At 40.3% G+C, this 15,736-nt stretch carries 14 protein-coding genes and 1 CRISPR repeat array (1 of these 15 running past the window's edge); of the genes, 3 read left to right on the forward strand and 11 right to left on the reverse strand.

Features of this window, described 5'->3' with window-relative positions; translation table 11 throughout:
* Nucleotides 1-1,248: direct repeats of the CRISPR family, unit length 46 nt; unit sequence GCTGTGATTTCCTTAGGAAGATACCAATTTGAAAGCAATTCACAAC (it extends 1,609 nt beyond the left edge of the window).
* Nucleotides 1,249-3,455: 2,207 nt separating this feature from the next.
* The 8 genes from ACXIUD_RS15030 to rocF form a co-directional block, all read right to left on the reverse strand.
* On the reverse strand, nt 3,456-4,022 hold the full coding sequence (locus ACXIUD_RS15030; RefSeq protein WP_458053462.1) for a hypothetical protein: 567 nt from the start codon (nt 4,020-4,022) through the stop codon (nt 3,456-3,458).
* 115 nt (nt 4,023-4,137) lie between these two features.
* On the reverse strand, nt 4,138-4,854 hold the full coding sequence (locus tag ACXIUD_RS15035; protein ID WP_458053463.1) for an SGNH/GDSL hydrolase family protein: 717 nt from the start codon (nt 4,852-4,854) through the stop codon (nt 4,138-4,140).
* Nucleotides 4,855-4,882: 28 nt separating this feature from the next.
* Entirely contained in the window at nt 4,883-5,239 is a 357-nt protein-coding gene (locus ACXIUD_RS15040; RefSeq protein ID WP_458053464.1) for a translation initiation factor, read from the reverse strand.
* Between the two features lies 1 nt (nt 5,240).
* Entirely contained in the window at nt 5,241-6,092 is an 852-nt protein-coding gene (locus ACXIUD_RS15045; protein ID WP_458053465.1) for a universal stress protein, read from the reverse strand.
* A 65-nt stretch (nt 6,093-6,157) separates the two neighbouring features.
* Entirely contained in the window at nt 6,158-7,072 is a 915-nt protein-coding gene (locus tag ACXIUD_RS15050; RefSeq protein ID WP_458053466.1) for a 1,4-dihydroxy-2-naphthoate polyprenyltransferase, read from the reverse strand.
* A 77-nt stretch (nt 7,073-7,149) separates the two neighbouring features.
* Nucleotides 7,150-7,731 (reverse strand): glutathione peroxidase, encoded by a 582-nt coding sequence (locus ACXIUD_RS15055; RefSeq protein ID WP_458053467.1) that lies wholly within the window; start codon nt 7,729-7,731, stop codon nt 7,150-7,152.
* Between the two features lies 1 nt (nt 7,732).
* Complete coding sequence (gene argS / locus ACXIUD_RS15060; RefSeq protein WP_458053468.1) at nt 7,733-9,523, reverse strand: arginine--tRNA ligase; 1,791 nt, start codon at nt 9,521-9,523, stop codon at nt 7,733-7,735.
* Between the two features lie 5 nt (nt 9,524-9,528).
* Nucleotides 9,529-10,479, reverse strand: a complete 951-nt coding sequence (gene rocF, locus ACXIUD_RS15065) for an arginase (RefSeq protein WP_458053469.1) — start codon at nt 10,477-10,479, stop codon at nt 9,529-9,531.
* Between the two features lie 112 nt (nt 10,480-10,591).
* Here rocF and ACXIUD_RS15070 point away from each other — a divergent pair, with 112 nt between their 5' ends.
* Nucleotides 10,592-11,128, forward strand: coding sequence for an SAM-dependent methyltransferase (locus tag ACXIUD_RS15070; RefSeq protein ID WP_458053470.1), 537 nt, complete (start codon nt 10,592-10,594; stop codon nt 11,126-11,128).
* A 14-nt stretch (nt 11,129-11,142) separates the two neighbouring features.
* On the opposite strand, the gene ACXIUD_RS15075 is transcribed toward ACXIUD_RS15070, so the two are convergent.
* Genes ACXIUD_RS15075 through ACXIUD_RS15085 form a run of 3 tightly spaced genes read right to left on the reverse strand, consistent with a single transcriptional unit; the run spans nt 11,143 to nt 12,577 of the window.
* Nucleotides 11,143-11,601, reverse strand: coding sequence for a Spy/CpxP family protein refolding chaperone (locus tag ACXIUD_RS15075; RefSeq protein ID WP_458053471.1), 459 nt, complete (start codon nt 11,599-11,601; stop codon nt 11,143-11,145).
* 11 nt (nt 11,602-11,612) lie between these two features.
* Entirely contained in the window at nt 11,613-11,993 is a 381-nt protein-coding gene (locus tag ACXIUD_RS15080; protein WP_458053472.1) for a hypothetical protein, read from the reverse strand.
* Nucleotides 11,994-12,028: 35 nt separating this feature from the next.
* The gene (locus ACXIUD_RS15085) at nt 12,029-12,577 is read right to left on the reverse strand and encodes an RNA polymerase sigma factor (RefSeq protein WP_458053473.1); all 549 of its coding nucleotides are present in this window, start codon (nt 12,575-12,577) and stop codon (nt 12,029-12,031) included.
* A 115-nt stretch (nt 12,578-12,692) separates the two neighbouring features.
* Between ACXIUD_RS15085 and ACXIUD_RS15090 the strand changes: the two genes are divergently transcribed.
* Nucleotides 12,693-13,310 (forward strand): hypothetical protein, encoded by a 618-nt coding sequence (locus tag ACXIUD_RS15090; protein ID WP_458053474.1) that lies wholly within the window; start codon nt 12,693-12,695, stop codon nt 13,308-13,310.
* 427 nt (nt 13,311-13,737) lie between these two features.
* Entirely contained in the window at nt 13,738-15,525 is a 1,788-nt protein-coding gene (locus ACXIUD_RS15095; RefSeq protein ID WP_458053475.1) for a hypothetical protein, read from the forward strand.
* Nucleotides 15,526-15,736 lie beyond the last annotated feature (211 nt).

Consider the following 15,736-nt stretch of genomic DNA (forward strand, 5'->3'; position numbering starts at 1 on the left):
AGGAAGATACCAATTTGAAAGCAATTCACAACTGGGCAAGCTCGTCAAGCGCTGTACGTCTTGCTGTGATTTCCTTAGGAAGATACCAATTTGAAAGCAATTCACAACCAGGTTCGGGCAACATCGTAAACCACCTACGCTGTGATTTCCTTAGGAAGATACCAATTTGAAAGCAATTCACAACTGGAACCAATATGTGAGCAACTTCTAAATTGCTGTGATTTCCTTAGGAAGATACCAATTTGAAAGCAATTCACAACGGTGCACCAGAAGGCTGTGTCTGCATCGCTGCTGTGATTTCCTTAGGAAGATACCAATTTGAAAGCAATTCACAACAGAATGGCAAGCTTTGTTGGTAGGTCTATCGCTGTGATTTCCTTAGGAAGATACCAATTTGAAAGCAATTCACAACAAACCGGGTATTGGTTAGCCTTCTGGCACGGCTGTGATTTCCTTAGGAAGATACCAATTTGAAAGCAATTCACAACTGAAAAACGTAGCCTAAATCAGGAATAGCAGCTGTGATTTCCTTAGGAAGATACCAATTTGAAAGCAATTCACAACTTTTAAGCACCGTTCCCACAGAATTGGGGGGCTGTGATTTCCTTAGGAAGATACCAATTTGAAAGCAATTCACAACCTGCATTCCTGCAATTATCCTAATCATTCAGCTGTGATTTCCTTAGGAAGATACCAATTTGAAAGCAATTCACAACTCTGCTTTTTGTTGAGGACTGAAAGTGCAAGCTGTGATTTCCTTAGGAAGATACCAATTTGAAAGCAATTCACAACAAAAAGCTTCACGCAATATCCAAACTTCTCGCTGTGATTTCCTTAGGAAGATACCAATTTGAAAGCAATTCACAACGCTTTTCTTTATTCAAAACAATTGCGAGATGCTGTGATTTCCTTAGGAAGATACCAATTTGAAAGCAATTCACAACAGAGAGGAACGTCAGGGTATGGTAGCGGATAGCTGTGATTTCCTTAGGAAGATACCAATTTGAAAGCAATTCACAACGTAGGATTACGGGAGGTGAGGGTGGTCAAGGCTGTGATTTCCTTAGGAAGATACCAATTTGAAAGCAATTCACAACTATTTGATAAGGATTTATACAACTATCACCGCTGTGATTTCCTTAGGAAGATACCAATTTGAAAGCAATTCACAACAGGCCTTCCACCAAACAATGTGGTTTTTCGCTGTGATTTCCTTAGGAAGATACCAATTTGAAAGCAATTCACAACGGATGATCAGGCGTAAGCCAATGGGCCTTGGCTGTGATTTCCTTAGGAAGATACCAATTTATTCACTGTTGTGTTTGTTTTCAGCGGAGTTCATATACCTCCCGTTGGTCGTGGCGAAAGCAAGATTCAGTTAGGACTTCTAATTTCAGTTGGATATTTTTTGTCTAGTATCTCATGTCTATTAAGGAAGAAACCAATTTATTCACTGATTAAATAAATTTCAGCGGAGCTCATATACCTCCCGTTGGTCGGGGCGAAAGCAAGATTCAGTTAGGACTTCTGATTTCAGTTGGATGTTTTTTGTCTAGCATCTAGTGTCTAGCGTCTCATGTCTATTAAAGAAGATACCAATTTATTCACTGATTTAATAATTTTCAGCGGAGTTCATATACCTCCCGTTGGTCGGGGCGAAAGCAAGATTCAGTTCAGACTTCTAATTTCAGTTGGATATTTTTTGTCTTGTATCTCGTTTCTAGCATCTCATGTCTATTAAGGAGGAAACCAATTTATTTACTGATTTAATAATTTTCAGCGGAGTTCATATACCTCCCGCTGGTCGGTGCGAAAGCAAGATTCATTTCAGACTTCTGATTTCAGTTGGATATTTTTTGTCTTGTATCTCGTTTCTAGCATCTCATGTCTATTAAGGAAGATACCAATTTATTCACTGATTTAATAATTTTCAGCGGTGATCATATACCTCCCGCTGGTCGGGGCGAAAGCAAGATTCAGTTAGGACTTCTGATTTCAGTTGGATATTTTTTGTCTATTATCTCGTTTCTAGCATCTCATGTCTATTAAGGAGGAAACCAATTTATTTACTGATTGAATAATTTTCAGCAGAGTTCATATACCTCCCGTTGGTCGGGGCGAAAGCAAGATTCAGTTACGACTTATGATTTCAGTTGGATACTTTTTGTCTATTATCTAGTGTTTAGCGTCTCATGTCTATTAAGGAGGAAACCAATTTATTTACTGATTAAATAATTTTCAGCGGAGTTCATATACCTCCCGTTGGTCGGTGCGAAAGCAAGATTCAGTTTATTTTAGTTGTAAATCTTGTTACTTATTTTTGTAGTAAGTCTAAAACAGACTGGTAAGGTTTGGCCAACACCTAGTGGATGTACGGGGGCGAAACCGTTGTTAGATGTTAGTTTTAGATTAATCCACCTGATGCCCTGCTCCTTTGGAAAGTAGGGCATTTTGTTAATTACTGAATTAAGCTTTTTCCAGCTCTATTGCTACTATAAAGAACAGTTAAATTTATTTGTTTATATTTGTATTGAAGTAGAAGGGGGGAGCAACCGTAAGCCTTGAGAGCGGTGGGGCCAAGTTTAGCGGGCTAGTCTTCTACTTAAGCTCTCTAACCATCCTCTGGGGTGGTTTTTTTTATAAACTTTCGCCTGACATTTATCGTGAATATCACTTGAGTTGGGAAGGGTGGAGTAACCGTCAGCCTAGGAGTGGAGGGACCAAGTTCAGCTAATCCTTTCCCAACTAAACTCCTATTTATTAATACCTGTCTTTCGTAGATGAAAAGCCATGAATCGTCAAAAAAACATATAAACCACTTGATAACTTTATCAGTTCCTCCGATTTCTAAGTGAATCTACATACCGAAACTCCTAATTGAATCTCATTTTGTTAATTTATGTATATTTACATAAGTTTATACTGCGCTGTAAGGCTGGCCAACACCTAGGGGATGTACGGGGGCGAAATCGTTGCTTAGGATGTGCAGAATGAATTAATCCTCATAGACGCTGTTCTCAACAAGAACAGCGTTTTTTGTAGCCGATACTTGAAAATGTAATCGGTACTTACTTACAATGACAGATTTAATATGCATTGATACTTAGGACTAAATGTTAATTTTTATATTTCAGATAATTCTCTTTGATGTCATTAAATCGTAGTATTAAGTTTCTAACTTTCTGAGTTGAAATTTTAATTTTCTGGAACTCAAATAAGATAGTTTTGTTAATTTAATTGAGGTAGAAGGGGGGAGCAACCGTAAGCCTTGAGAGCGGTGGGGCCAAGTTTCGCGGGCTACTCTTCTACTTAAGCTCTCTTAGCCATCTTGTTTGATGGCTATTTTTTTTGTTTCCTTGATTACTATCCAGAGGATATGCCTATTATTTTTTCAAATTCCTAATGTTTCTCCCATACATGAGACAATCAATGTGCTACTAAATCTGATCCATGATTTAAACTATCATAGCCATCCACCCAAAAACAGCCCCCAAAACTCCACCCACAACTACTTCAGATACCTGATGACGCTGGGTATAAACTCGGGACCAAGCTGTCAAGAAAGCAAAGGTTAGTAAGGCTAACCATGAAAAGCTGATTAAATTCAACACGCTAAAACAGATGTAAAAGATAATAGCAGCGTGAAGGGAGGATTTGAGATAGAAATTGACACCGTAGGAGACGACCAAAAGGACCGTGAAAATCAGCGTTTGAATACTGACTTCTCGAGGTAAGCCCGACACATATATCAGCACTTGAATGCAAACAAACAAGAGGAGTAAAAAAGGATAAAAACCTTTCCGCTGTTCCCGCTGGGACACATCAAAGTTGGTGTAACTCCCTTTTTTGACTTTGTAATAATTGTGAACAATAATCGGAACAGTCACTACTCCGATGACCATACCAGACAATAACATGGCCTCTTGGGTACTGAGTTTAGTAAAGGCCATAAACATCACGTATAAGGGACCCACCAGCAGTGGGTGACCAATCACTGAAAAAAAACGTGCAATTTTTTCCATAACGCTGTCAAATACTGCAATCCAATACCGTTTGATGCTTCGTATATAAGGTTGGCTGGAATTTTTTAGATAAATGGTTAGACATTTTTTTGAACAAAGGGTGGCTGTTGCGGGGTCACCCTTTTATATAGGGATAGGTTTCTTCGGCCATTTTAGCATAGCCTATATCCGAGGGATGAATGCCATCACTTGCGAAGAATTCGTCCGTAAAACCGGTTTTCCAATCGTGAAAGTATAGTTTATCCAGTTCCTGACTGAGGCGTTTGATTTCTTTGTTTAAAATGTAACGGTGAATTCCCAAGAAAAAACGCAATATCGATGGAATAGCAGGAAAGTGGTTGACAGGAGGAATGGCAGGTATGAATACCAACCGAGTAGCTTGCTGCTGCTCAAAGAGTTTGATGAATGATTTTAATTCATTTCTAAACTTACCGGGAGGGGTAAACTTGAAACAGTCATTGGCACCGATTAAAATTATTACCTGATCAAAGGAAGCTGGAATATCGGGCTTGGCATGATTGAGTAGGCGCACCAAGCCTTTGGCTTTGAGTCCATTTTTGCCCAAGTTAAGCACCTGAAATTCTCTTTTTCCGACTTCAAAAAGACGTGCCGCAAAACTGCTTTCCGGACTGCTGGCTCCCACTCCTGCGGCCGTAGACTCACCTATGACCAATACACGCTTAGATGTGTGTGCGGCTTCCAGATTCAAAAAGGAACTGTGTTGAGGAAGCCGTTGTACTTCTTGTCTTAATTTTTTCCCTTTCCAATAAAGCAAGGGGAAAAAGGGTAGGAGGAGGAGTAATTCGAAACTATAAATCAGACGATTCATCATGATAGGCTATATAAAACAAGAGGAGGGATTACCCTCCTGATTTTTTGGCTTTGTACCCTTCCTTGAGTAGGAAATCCAACACCTTATCCCGCAGATCTCCCTGCAGGAGGATTTCCCCATCTTTGGCAGAACCTCCTACACCACATTTGTTTTTCAATAATTTACCCAAGGTCTGTAAGTCCTCCTCGCTTCCGATAAATCCGGTAATCAAGGTTACCTGCTTGCCAGCCCTGGCTTTTTTATCCAGCTGTACTTTCAATTGTTGTTGGGAGGGGGCTAAGGTTTCTACGTCCTCATTTCCCAGAAGGTTAAATTCAAAATCATCCGCAGTGGAATAGACCACTCCGTCACGTTTTTTCCAATCGTTATTTTTCTTTTTACTCATCTTACTTTTTAGCTTTCATGGTCCATACGGGCCTTTTAGCAGAGTTGACTACATCTTCGGCAATGCTTCCGGTCAATAAATGTAAAAATCCGGTTCGTCCCGTAGTAGCCATGGCAATCATGTCTGCTTGAATGTCCTCAGCATAATCCACAATTCCTTCCTCCTCAGAAGGAGCGTTATAGATTTTCTTAGAGCTTGGCTTCAGGTCAAATGCCTTAATGAAAGCTTCCATTTTCTCCATAGATGTCCTGCTATGTTCAAACATACTTGGGGTGTTGATTTTCACCAAATGTAATTCTCCGTCGATAATTTCGATGGATGTTTTGAGTCTTGCGACCACATTGGCGGGCACTTCATTGAAATCAGAAGCAAATACAATCTTATGGATATCTGATGGAGCTATTTCTGATTTGATTGTGATGACAGGGCAGGAGGCATTGCGAACTACTTTCTCTGTGTTGGATCCGATCAGGACTTCTTCCAAGCCAGAGGAACCCTTGCTTCCCATCACCACGAGGTCCGCATCAATCTCCAAGATTTCTTTAGAAATACCCGCAAAAGGATTGCCGAATACCATCTTGGTTTCAAAGTTGAAGCCAGCATCTTTAAATTCCTCTTCCAGCTCTTTCATCTGCTTTTTACGCTTCTCGATCAGCTCGATCATAAAAATATTGGCTGTTTCATTGCTCATGGCACCAGCTTCTCCAAAAGAGCTGAAACTTGTCGGAGTTGGTAATTCAATCACATGTAGCAATTCCAGTTTATTCTTAGTTTTTTTGGCTAATTCAGCAGCAAAATTCAATGCATAGTTAGCTTCTTTTGAAAAATCGTAAGGAACAAGAATAGTTTTCATAGGGGTTTATGTTTTTTACATTGGAAAATACGAAAAATCCCCAAAAACAAAGAATTGTGGCCAATTTATTTGAAAAGGTAAAGCCCCAACCCAAATCCTAATACCCAAAGAAAGGTGGAAATAGCCATTTTTTTCAGAAAAGGGTCAATCTTTTCCGCTTCTCGCTCCCGTTGAATTCCTGTCCCAACAGCAAGCATGATAGGCAAAGCGATCAAGGCGCCAAGTGCTCCCCAAGCCTCATGCATCCAGGCAAAGGCCAGCAATAATGCGTTTCCTCCCAAGATGAGTATCCAATTATATAAAACAGCATTTTCCCTACCAATGCGGACAGGAATGGAGCGTTTTCCTGCTTTGGTATCTGATGCAATATCCCGGATATTGTTAATATTTAAAACAGCCGTGCTAAAGAGACCCAAAGAAATTGCAGGCAACCAAACACCTATTTCAAGCGTGAGATTGTGAAGGAAAAAGGTACCTAACACTCCAAGTAATCCAAAGAAAATGAACACAGAAATGTCTCCCAGGCCAATGTATCCGTAAGGATTGGAACCAGAGGTGTAAGTGATAGCAGCATATATGGCAGCTACACCTAAGCCTACAAATAACAAAATCAATTGCCAGCTTTGCAGAGCAACGAAGAGGAGGAAAATACCTGAAATAAATGAACAAACGCCACAGATAATCATGGCACGCTTCATTTCAGCAAGGGAAATAATTCCTGATTGAACAGCACGTACAGGACCTTCTCTTTCTGCGCTATCAGCTCCATGAACTGAATCCCCATAATCGTTGGCAAGATTGGAGAGCACTTGCAGGAATATGGTGGTCAAGGAAGCTAAAATCAAAACTCCCCAATACATATCGCCAAAGTAGGAAGCTAGGATACTCCCTAGGAAAATACTGGATAAAGCTAAAGGTAGGGTGCGTAAGCGAAAGGCATGAAGCCAAGCTTGTTTTTTACTGGTAAGTGCTGTTTCCACAAGTACGGCGGATCGATAAAATTATTCCATCTTGGATACTAACAAGGAGTAACCAAGATGGAAACAAATGACAGAATTTAAGCCTTGATCAATTCCAAAATTTGATTGTCCATTGGCTTCACTGAAGAAGGGAAGAACTTTACCAATTCTCCTTTTTCGTTGATAAAGTATTTACAGAAATTCCAAGAAGGTTCTTTATCATTCCATCCATTCAAGTCTTTGTCGGAAAGCCATCTGTATAGGGGATGCTTGTCAGCACCTTTGACGGATATTTTATCCATCATAGTAAAGGTTACCCCAAACTTAGAAGAACAAAATTCTTTGATTTGTTCGTTGGTCCCAGGCTCCTGACCACCAAAGTTATTAGCCGGGAATCCCAAAATAGTTACTTGGTCTCCATATTGCTCATGCAATTTTTGAAGATCTTCGTATTGTGGCGTGTATCCGCAACGGGAAGCTACGTTTACCAGTAATAGTTTTTTGCCTTGGAACTGAGAGAAATCAACCTCATCGCCATTGATGTTTTTCATTTTGAAATCGTAAATAGTCTTTTCCATGAGCAATTGGTCTAGTGTAGAGATGGTTTCAGGATTTTGCTTTTGCACACTGGAAGTGCAGGCAAAAATGATTAGTGCAGAAAATAGCAGTAGTTTGTTCATATTACATTCGGTCTGGAACTTTTATACCTAATAACTCCATACCGCGTTTGATTGTTTGTGCGGTTTGGAAGGATAAAGCGATACGGAAGGATTGAATGGATTTTTCCTGTTCATTGAAAATTGGAAGTTCGGCATAGAAGCGATTATACTCCTTGGCCAAATCAAAAAGATACTGTGCCAAGATTGCCGGGGAGTAATCCTCTGCTGCCTGGGTTAATTTCTTTTCGAAGTCATGGAGAATGATGATCAAATCGCGCTCTGCATCTTGGATGGCTGTAAGAGCAGCGAAGGCCTCCGTGTCATAAGAAACGCCAATTTGAGAAGCTTTTCTCAATATAGAGGCAATCCTTGCATGGGAATATTGAATAAATGGACCTGTATTTCCTTGGAATTCGATGGATTCTTGAGGGTTGAACAACATGCGTTTTTTCGGATCCACCTTCAAAAGGAAATATTTCAATGCCCCTAATCCTAGGGTTTCATACAGTTCAGCTGCTTGTTCTTCGGTAAATCCGTCGATTTTTCCCAATTCCTTGGTATGACTTTCTGCTGTATCAATCATTTCCTGTATCAAATCGTCGGCATCCACCACAGTTCCTTCGCGGGATTTCATTTTTCCCGTGGGCAGGTCCACCATGCCGTACGAAAGATGATACAAGCCTTCTCCGTAAGAACGACCTAATTTCCGCATGATTTTGAACAACACATCAAAATGATAATCTTGTTCATTCCCTACCACATACACTGATTTATCGATTTGGAAATCATGATACTTTAAGTCTGCCGTACCCATATCTTGGGTGATGTATACAGAGGTGCCATCGGCACGAAGAACCAGTTTTTCATCCAAACCTTCGTCTGTGAGGTCTACCCACACAGAGCCATTTTCTTTTTTGAAGAAAACGCCTTTGGACAAACCTTCTTCTACAATGTCTTTACCCAAAAGATAGGTATCGGACTCGTAGTAAAACTTGTCAAAATTCACTCCCATTTTTTGGTAGGTAGCATTGAAGCCTTCATACACCCATCCATTCATCAGTTTCCATAAGCCAACGACTTCTGAATCACCGTTTTCCCATAGCCGCAACATCTCCTGAGCCTCAAGCATCCAAGGAGCAGATTTTTTGGCTTCCTCCTCACTTATGCCTTGTTCTACAAGTTCTGATATTTGGGTTTTATAAGCTTTATCAAACAATACATAATATTTGCCTGCTAAGTGATCACCTTTTAAGCCACTGCTAGTGGGGGTTTCTCCATTGCCCAAGTGCTTGTAGGCAACCATAGACTTACAGATATGAATGCCGCGGTCATTGACAAGGTTAGCTTTAATTACTTCGTATCCGGTAGCCTTCATAATTTCAGCCACGGAATACCCCAGGAAGTTATTGCGTAGGTGCCCAAGGTGTAAGGGCTTATTAGTATTCGGGCTACTGTACTCCACCATGACCTTTTTGCCATTGCCAGGTAGTTGTCCGATTTGTGGCTTACTCATTAGTCCTTGGAAAATATCCAACCAAGATGCTTGATTGACCACCAAATTCAAGAAACCTTTCACCACATTATAGGCACTTACTGCTTCACTTGCATTGACCAAATAATCTCCGATAGCCTTTGCAGAAGCTTCCGGATTCAATTTGGTTACTTTGAGGTACGGGAAGACAACGAAGGTATAACTACCTTCAAATTCTTTTCGGGTAGGTTGCAATTGTAAATCTTCAACTGCTACCTCGTGGTTGAATAGTTCGGCAAAAGCCTGTTGAATGGATGACAGTATTCCTTGTTCTAAGCTCATAGGTTTTAAAAGTGTTCGACGAGTGACTTGGTGGTGGCTTCCAAAATGTCAAATGCATTTTCAGCCATCAGGTTTTCAGTGTCCAAAGTTGGGTTAACTTCCACAATTTCCCAACAACAGACCCGCTTATCTTTGATCAATTCTGCATTTAGATGGAGCGCTTCTTCTACTGTAAGACCATTAGGAACGGGAGTTCCAGTACCCACAGATATAGAAGAGTCTAGGCTATCCACATCAAAAGAGATGTAGATTTGGTCACAATCCTTTAATAATTCCAAAGCTTCTTGAGCTATTTGTGTGACGCCTTTTGTTCTTACTTCTTCCGTTTGGAAGTTTTTGATGCCATATTTTTCAATCAGATAATCTTCGGGTTCCTCTGTGTCCCTGACAGATATAAAAACAATATCTTTTGGTTTTACTTTAGGGAAATCCCCTCCGATAACTTTGATTTTGTTCCAAAATAGCAAAGTGTCTTCCGATGGTTCATTGACTTGACAGGCTAAGTTGTCTGTCTGAATACACATAGCTAATGGCATTCCGTGCATATTCCCTGAAGGAGTTGTAAAAGGAGTGTGTAAGTCCGCATGCGCGTCAATCCAGATGACACCTAAGCGTTTTTCTGGATGAGCAGCTTTGATGCCCATAATCGTGCCTGCCGCGGTGGAATGGTCTCCCGCCAAAATGATGGGAAACATTTTCTCTAACCGTAAGGTCTCGATGGTGCTGTACACATTTTTCAATACATGATATACCCCGTCGATGTATTTGGCATGGGGATACTTATTTCCTTTGAATAGAAAGTTATTGGCATCCTGTACATGAACAGGCTCAAACTTTGTAAAGAAGTCGGATGTTTTGTCCAAACTTGCAATTTTCAGGGCATCAATGCCCATACTGGCACCACGAGTACCGGCGGCAATTTCAGAGCGTACTTCTACCAATTTTATATTTCTCATCACAAAAATTCTGGGTTTATTTCAATTGAATCGCGCAAAAATAGCGAAAATACCCCAATTACCCAGATTTTGGCAGGGATTTCACGCTTCAAAATCTTCTATATTTGTAAGTATGAAAAGTCGTGGCTTCATCGGTTGGTTGTTGTATTTGTGTTTTGGTACGGCATTGGCTCAAACTACTGTAGGTGATATCGTGCCTTTTGTGACCACCTCAGAAGAAGTCATGCAGGTAATGTTTGAATTGGCGGGTATTCAGGAGGGGGATGTATTATTGGATTTGGGTTCGGGAGATGGGAGGATTCCCATTGCTGCGTCCAAACGGTTTGGCATCAAAAGTTTAGGAGTAGAAATCGATTCTGAACTCGTCCAATTGGCAGATTCCTTGGCCAAAGAAGCTAGAGTTGACGATTTAGTCAAGTTTTACCAAGGAGATCTTTTTGCATTTGACTTTAATCAGGCGAGTATCTTGATTATCTATCTATTTCCCGATATCAATGAAAAATTACTACCAAAGATTCAGGCTATGCCCAAAGGCTCCAGAATTATTTCTCATCAATACCCCATAGGAGACTGGGAGCCTTTACGAACTGTAGAAGTTATTACCCTTGATGGTAAAGTACAGCGTCTGATGTACTGGGAAGTGGAATAGGGCTTTAAATTTGATTAATTTCTCCTACCACCGCCGCCACCTTGTTGACTGCGGTAGATTTGTCTAGTAAATTCTCTGTTGACTCCACTGAGTTGGACCGCTTGCTTGGGGCTGATGACTTTGGTGATGGATTCCATAAAGGTTACTTCCAAATCCAGCATCTTTTGTTGATGGTTGAGTCTTTTTTGAATAATGTCTTTTGCCTGAGCATCTGACATATTATCCATAGAAGTTCGATTCAGCGAAACCAATGTTTCCATGATGGCAGATCGTTGCTCATTGTATTGATTGAATAATGGCCAGAATTTTTCTGCTTGCTCGGGTCTGAGATCCAATCGATTGGTGATAAATGCAATTCTAGCTGATTCCAATTTTTCACGGTCATAGCTGCGTTGCTCTTGGCGTTGAGCAAACCCATCTAAACTCATCAGGATGAAAAAGGAAGTTAGTAGTAAGTATGGGGCGATTTTCATAGTAGTATCAATTAAAACCAAAATTCATCCAACTCATCATCATCATCATCGGAATAATCCATGAAATCCCATTCACTGGCAATTAAATCATCTAACAATTGATTAGGGTTATCACTAAGGTTGAGAATGTCCTCTGCTTCCCAATATCCAGCGTTGATGTAGAAATTGATTTCAGCGGATAGGTTATTTTTTAGCTGATCTGATGGTAATTCCGATTGATTCCAAAAGAAAATCCCCATAAGTACCATGGCGGCGCTTAAGCTAGCAGCTAACCAAAGGCTTCTCACTTTTGTGGCAGATTGTTTTCTTCGCTGGAAAATTTTATCTGGCAATTGATCGAAGTAACCCTCTGGGGCTCGATGAAAATTGGTATGTGGTTGTTTTGGTAACATAATTTGATTATTAGACTCTGAAAATGGCTTGAGGTTTATTCATTTGTCAGAATTGATTCAATTTTTTTTACGGCATGATGATAAGAAGCCTTTAAAGCACCTACGGAAGTGTCGGTGATTTTTGAAATCTCTTCATAGCTAAGGTCTTCATAATATTTTAAATTGAACACCAATCGCTGTTTTTCAGGGATTTTAAGCAGGGCTTTTTGGAGTTTCAAAGTAATTTCGTCGGCAGATATAGCAGTCGATTGGTCCAGATAGTTTTCCAATACCTCCAAATGATCTTCTACAGGAAAAAAAAATCGCTTTTTTTTACTTTCTAAGAAAGTTAGACTTTCATTGACAGCAATTCTGTACAACCAAGTGAACAAACTGGAGTTATGTTGGAATTTATGAATATTCCTGAATGCTTTGATGAATGTGTTTTGGGTAATATCATCCGCATCTTCGTGGATTAAAACCATTTTACGGGCTATCCCATAGACACGTCTCTGATAGGTTTCAATAAGTAAGCGAAACCCTTTTTCCTTGGTGGAAGGGTCTTGTATTAGCTTTAAAAGGTCTAAATCAGTTATTGACAACATTCAAACGTTTGACTTGGGGAAATTAGAAAAGTTTAATGATGGATGCGAATTTATTTTGTAGCCTATGGAGAATGGGCGGTATATAAGTATGTTTGTGTATCATAATCGAAGACTTATGAAGTATGTAGGAATATGGATTGTACTGGTTAGTTTGGTTTCTTGTAGTCCAAGAGGTCAGATTTTAGCTTTGAATAAGGTGGATGTTCAACCATTCATAGACCTCAGGATCCAAGAGTCCATTATGTTGAGTTTTCCGCAAAATTTATCTCCGACAGATTTTAAAGCTGTCAGAGAATCCATGATTACAGGAGTTCGGATGAGGGGGTTTCAGGATATTTTGGATATTGACGAACATGATTTTGATTTAAAAGCAGCGCAGATCAATGACTTTTCTTTGGAGCGGAACATACAGCGATTGCACGATAACTTGGGGGTAAGTTATTTTTTGGATATGCAGGTAGTCAGCAGGAAACCTTCCCGAAATTCAGGCCTAGGAGCTCAATTGCAACATCGGGAAGCTATGGCAGCACCTTTCGCTGGTTCGCCGGGACTGATACCTGAACCCGAACATCGCACTTTAACTAGGTATACCCTCTATCAAACCAATGGGGTGATTCCTTTGGCTTCTATGGAAGTGATGTCACGGCATTTACAGAATAATCAATTGGATGCCCGTGTAGTCAGGCAAGAAGTGGAGGCTCTGTTTCAGCAGATTTTTATAGCTGTGAATTGATTACCTGACCAACCGAAATGGCAGTAGTACCAAATTCTGGATAAAACTCAACGATAGGTTTACCGCAAACCCCAACAAGCGGAAGGGGAGCAAAAGCAACCAAACCAAGGGGTAAAGAATCAACGCTAGCAGAGCAATTGGCCAGCAAAGGATGCAGAGGATTAACCACAGGAGAAATGTCAGCATTAACGGAGTTTTTTTAATTACAAGTCCAAATTCAGTGCCATGATTACTAAATGATTGTGGGTAGCGTACAAAGGGACTTTTTACTTTAAGAATGCACGATTTCGGACAATTTGATTGAATTGCTGTCCGTTTGTGTAAAAAAGAAAACTTTTTCAAAAGCCTGATGAATATCATCTTTTATCTCGGAGATAAATCTCTCCTTTGTAAATGTGTTTTTAATACCTTACAATCAATCAGTGCCATGAATAACGCTTTGCATCAGTTTCATATCCCGGTTATGGGATTGGGATTTACTATTGACTCTCCTTTGAAAGTAGCCAAATTCGGAATTACATCAGTCGTTTCCATAGTTGATGATCAACTACTGGAGGAAATGCGACGAATTTATTCACGAAAATATGCGGTTCCTTACATTCCTATTTTGGAAAGCGAGCAAGATCATCGAGCCAAACGGGTAGCAGCTTATTTGGACCTTCTACAAGATTTGGTAGACCAACAAGTGGAGCAGTTACGTGGAGAGGACTTTGAGTCGTCTACAAGCATTCATGATTTTTTTGAATTATTGCCAAGCAATCATGCCTATGCAGTTGTGTACCGGCAAATGTTGGAAGCCAATGGAGAGGTGCGATTGTCTTTACAAGCGCAATTGAGAACATTCATTCAAGCCGGGAACATTGATGTCAATATCATGACAAAGGTGGATAAAATCAACCGAACCAAGACAGGAGAGGCTCTTCCACGGGAATATTCTGATGCTTTGGCTGCTTTGAGAGGTTTTGCCAAAAGTAAGGTGAGAGGAAATGTTGTGTTTTCCGCAGGCTTAAACCCTGCACTATACAGCTACTTGGAAGAATTTGAAGATTTTTTCCCAGACAAAGCTGGAAATATTGCCAAAGGAGTGATACTGAAAGTTTCAGATTACCGCTCGGCCATGATTCAAGGGCGTTTTTTAGCCAAAAAAGGGATTTGGGTTAGTGAATTTAGAATTGAATCTGGTTTAAATTGTGGGGGGCATGCATTTGCCACAGACGGGATTTTGGCAGGTCCAATCTTGGAGGAGTTCAAAGCTAACAAACAATCCCTTGCTGATTTATTACGAGAAGGATGTAATCAGGTACTTTTAAGTAAAGGCCTTTCTTTAATCACAGATGATACTACGCTCAAAATTACCTACCAAGGTGGCTTGGGAAATGCAGAGGAAAAAGAGTTTTTATTGAATCACTATGAATTGGACGGTACTGGCTGGGGAAGTCCTTTCCTATTGGTTCCTGAGGCTACTAGTGTAGATGATGAAACACTTCAGCGAATTATCGACGCTAAAAAATCAGACTTTTATCTAAGTCATGCTTCTCCTCTAGGAGTGCCTTTCAATAACCTAAGAACAAGCACGGGGGAAGATCAGCGGAAAGCAAGGATTGAAAAAAACAGAGCAGGAAGTCCATGTTACAAGAAGTTTTTGGCATTTAGTACAGAATATTCAGCAAAGCCTATTTGTACTGCTTCCCGCGAATATCAGCACTTGAAATTGAAGCAATTCCAAGCGGGAGAAGTTTCTCAACAGGAAGTGACTGAAGTATTGGAAAAGGATTGCCTGTGTGAAGGTTTGAGTGCTCCAGCTATCTTACACGCGGGAGAAGTGCCTGCTCGAAACTTGAAAGCGGTAACTATTTGCCCTGGTCCTAATTTGGCTTATTTTAAAGGAATTTACAGCTTGAAGGAAATGGTAGGCCATATCTATGGAAAATTGCAATTGCCACTTGACCCAGAGCGTCCGCATGTATTTATCAAAGAATTGCAGCTGTATGTGCAGCATCTTCAAAAAGAAATGGAGAAGACTTTACCTGAGCAAACAGCCAAATACACCAGCTACCTCGAAAAGTTTAAGAGTAATCTGTTGGATGGTGTGAATTACTACAAAGAACTAGCCAATCAATGGAGTATGGATACAGAGGAAGTGATGAGTAGCTTCAAGGCACAATTGCAAGCTTTAGAGGATGAGGTAAGGGGATTGGTGCCTACGATAGCTTAATCTGAAATTGAAGACCTATTCGTGTTGAATCAATAAAAGAACCAAACCGTACCCACGGTTTGGTTCTTTACCTTCAATCAATAAACATTTTTCCATCTATTAGAAGTCTTTTTTCTAAAATACCTGCATGGCCGTTACTATTGGTAATAGTATCCCTGTCTACATGCTTTCGGCAGAGCGCAATTTTTCTTTTGTACTCCCTAAGAATCCC

The organism is Mongoliitalea sp., assembly GCF_054166905.1.

Excerpts from the sequence above, each read along its gene's own strand:
- ACXIUD_RS15030 (WP_458053462.1), bottom strand. The coding sequence starts at position 4,022 with ATGGAAAAAATTGCACGTTTTTTTTCAGTGATTGGTCACCCACTGCTG.
- ACXIUD_RS15035 (WP_458053463.1), bottom strand. The coding sequence starts at position 4,854 with ATGATGAATCGTCTGATTTATAGTTTCGAATTACTCCTCCTCCTACCC.
- ACXIUD_RS15040 (WP_458053464.1), bottom strand. The coding sequence starts at position 5,239 with ATGAGTAAAAAGAAAAATAACGATTGGAAAAAACGTGACGGAGTGGTC.
- ACXIUD_RS15045 (WP_458053465.1), bottom strand. The coding sequence starts at position 6,092 with ATGAAAACTATTCTTGTTCCTTACGATTTTTCAAAAGAAGCTAACTAT.
- ACXIUD_RS15055 (WP_458053467.1), bottom strand. The coding sequence starts at position 7,731 with ATGAACAAACTACTGCTATTTTCTGCACTAATCATTTTTGCCTGCACT.
- argS (WP_458053468.1), bottom strand. The coding sequence starts at position 9,523 with ATGAGCTTAGAACAAGGAATACTGTCATCCATTCAACAGGCTTTTGCC.
- rocF (WP_458053469.1), bottom strand. The coding sequence starts at position 10,479 with ATGAGAAATATAAAATTGGTAGAAGTACGCTCTGAAATTGCCGCCGGT.
- ACXIUD_RS15070 (WP_458053470.1), top strand. The coding sequence starts at position 10,592 with ATGAAAAGTCGTGGCTTCATCGGTTGGTTGTTGTATTTGTGTTTTGGT.
- ACXIUD_RS15075 (WP_458053471.1), bottom strand. The coding sequence starts at position 11,601 with ATGAAAATCGCCCCATACTTACTACTAACTTCCTTTTTCATCCTGATG.
- ACXIUD_RS15080 (WP_458053472.1), bottom strand. The coding sequence starts at position 11,993 with ATGTTACCAAAACAACCACATACCAATTTTCATCGAGCCCCAGAGGGT.
- ACXIUD_RS15085 (WP_458053473.1), bottom strand. The coding sequence starts at position 12,577 with ATGTTGTCAATAACTGATTTAGACCTTTTAAAGCTAATACAAGACCCT.
- ACXIUD_RS15090 (WP_458053474.1), top strand. The coding sequence starts at position 12,693 with ATGAAGTATGTAGGAATATGGATTGTACTGGTTAGTTTGGTTTCTTGT.
- ACXIUD_RS15095 (WP_458053475.1), top strand. The coding sequence starts at position 13,738 with ATGAATAACGCTTTGCATCAGTTTCATATCCCGGTTATGGGATTGGGA.